3 protein-coding genes are annotated in these 2,036 nt (G+C 74.2%); 2 read left to right on the forward strand and 1 reads right to left on the reverse strand.

Annotated elements, in window-relative coordinates; all coding sequences use genetic code 11:
• Together ACF07N_RS20570 and ACF07N_RS20575 are read left to right on the forward strand one after the other, a co-directional pair.
• A partial coding sequence (locus ACF07N_RS20570; RefSeq protein ID WP_392114860.1) for a chorismate synthase occupies window positions 1-429 on the forward strand: 429 nt, incomplete at its 5' end.
• Window positions 426-947, forward strand: a complete 522-nt coding sequence (locus ACF07N_RS20575) for a shikimate kinase (protein WP_392114863.1) — start codon at window positions 426-428, stop codon at window positions 945-947. The genes ACF07N_RS20570 and ACF07N_RS20575, both read left to right, overlap by 4 nt.
• Window positions 948-1,008: 61 nt before the next feature.
• On the opposite strand, the gene ACF07N_RS20580 is transcribed toward ACF07N_RS20575, so the two are convergent.
• Window positions 1,009-1,881 carry an arylamine N-acetyltransferase gene (locus ACF07N_RS20580; protein ID WP_392114866.1) on the reverse strand — a complete coding sequence of 291 codons (873 nt, stop codon included), beginning with the start codon at window positions 1,879-1,881 and terminating at the stop codon, window positions 1,009-1,011.
• Between the last annotated feature and the right edge of the window lie 155 nt (window positions 1,882-2,036).

A 2,036-nucleotide genomic window follows, 5' to 3' on the forward strand; every position in this document is an offset into this window, starting at 1 on the left:
GCGCTCATGGGCATCCAGGCGATCAAGGGCGTCGAGATCGGCGACGGCTTCGAACTGGCCCGCGTCCCCGGCTCCAAGGCGCACGACGAGATCGTCGCCACCGAGGAAGGCGTCAGACGGGCCTCGGGCCGCTCGGGCGGCACCGAGGGCGGTCTGACCACCGGTGAGCTGCTGCGCGTGCGGGCGGCGATGAAGCCGATCGCGACCGTGCCGCGGGCGTTGCGGACGGTCGACGTCTCCACCGGTGAGGCCGCCCAGGCCCACCACCAGCGTTCCGACGTGTGCGCGGTCCCGGCGGCGGGGATCGTCGCCGAGGCCATGGTCGCCCTCGTCCTCGCCGACGCGGTGGCGGAGAAGTTCGGTGGTGACTCGGTGGCCGAGACGCGCCGCAACGTCACCTCGTACCTCGATCACCTCGCCGTCCGATGAGCGGGCCGCTGGTCGTGCTGGTCGGCCCGATGGGCGTGGGCAAGTCCACCGTCGGGCAGCTGCTGGCCGGGCGGCTCGGGGTGGCCTACCGGGACACCGACGACGACATCGTCGCCGAACAGGGCCGGACCATCGCCGAGATCTTCGTCGACGAGGGCGAGCACGCCTTCCGGGCGATCGAGGCACGGGCGGTGGCCCGTGCCCTCGCCGCGCACGACGGCGTGCTCGCCCTCGGCGGCGGCGCGGTCCTCGATCCGCGGACCCGGGCGCTGCTGGCCGGTCGGCCGGTGGTGTTCCTCGACGTGGACGCCGGCGAGGCGGTCCGGCGGATCGGCCGGGACCCGGGGCGGCCGCTGCTGGCCGGTGATCCGCAGGGGCGGTGGCGTGCGCTGGCCGCGGCACGCCGTCCGCTGTACACGGAGGTCGCCCGGGCGGTGGTCGACACCAGCGGGTGCACCCCGGACCGTGTCGTGGAGGCGGTGCTCGCGGCGCTGGCCCCGCGGGAGGCGCGAGCCTGAGGCCCCCATGTGAGAACTCCCCGCCCGAAGGCGGGGAGTTCTCACATGGGGGGTCCGCCCGTCACTGTCGGGCAGCGAGGAAGTCGTGCAGCAGCCGTTCCTCCTCGGAGGTGAGCGGGAGCCCGAAGGTGGTGCGCACGGTCGTGACGGCCTCGTGCGGGTCGAGGACGCGCAGTCGCTGCTCGCCGCTGCGGTACTCGGTCATGAACTGGGTGTTCTTCAGCCGGTAGCGTTCCTCGTCATTGGCCCGCTGGACCACGAGCTGCCCGACGAAGGGCGAGGCGGGGCGGGTGGAACTGACGTAGTGGGCGGCCTCGAAGTCGACGGCGTACTGGGGTTCGGTGCGGAAGGCGTAGATGTCGAACCAGCCTTCGGGCCGCCGGTACTGCAGGATCCAGTGGCCGTCCTCGGTCGCCAGCCGCCACGACCAGCCGGCGACGGTGGTCTCCGCTCCGGGCCGCAGGACGATGGGTTCGATGAGCGCGGCGTAGCCGTAGCCGGGGTCGGCCAGCCACACCGTGTCGTCCGCCCGCACCAGCAGGGCCGTGTGGGAGCGGAACCGGCGCTTGGTGCTGCCCTCGCGGATGCGGACCAGGAGCCGGGTGACGGGGAAGCCGAAGCGGTCCAGTGCGGCGGCGAACAGCAGGTTCGTCTCGTAGCAGTAGCCGCCGCGGCCCGCCTGGACGATCTTGCGCTGGACGGCGTCGATGTCGAGGGAGACCGCGCGTCCCAGGGCGATGTCGACGTTCTCGAAGCAGACGGAGTCCCGGTGGGCGCGGTGGAGGGCGCGCAGCGCCGCGAGCGAGGCGTCGCGCGGCCCCCGGTAGCCGACGCGGGCGAGGTAGGCGTCGAGGTCGAGACGCTCGCTGCCCCACTCCGGGGAGTCGTCGACCAGGAGGGGCAGGCCAGAGGTGTCCATGAGCGTGGTGTCCATGAGAGTCCTTCCGCCGGTGCGAGAGGGGGGTCGGTGCGCACGGCGGTGGGGGGGGCGGCCCCGCCCGGGGCCCCCCCCCCCCCCCCCCCCCGGGGGGGGGGGACCCCACCACCCCGCCGGCGGGATACCGCACCCCCCCGGCGTCCACGCACACG

It is taken from the genome of Streptomyces sp. NPDC015242 (assembly GCF_043079125.1).
Classification (GTDB): Bacteria; Actinomycetota; Actinomycetes; order Streptomycetales; family Streptomycetaceae; genus Streptomyces.

Bases quoted from the DNA above. Each gene is read 5' to 3' on its own strand.
- ACF07N_RS20575 (WP_392114863.1), top strand. From the start codon at position 426: ATGAGCGGGCCGCTGGTCGTGCTGGTCGGCCCGATGGGCGTGGGCAAG.
- ACF07N_RS20580 (WP_392114866.1), bottom strand. From the start codon at position 1,881: ATGGACACCACGCTCATGGACACCTCTGGCCTGCCCCTCCTGGTCGAC.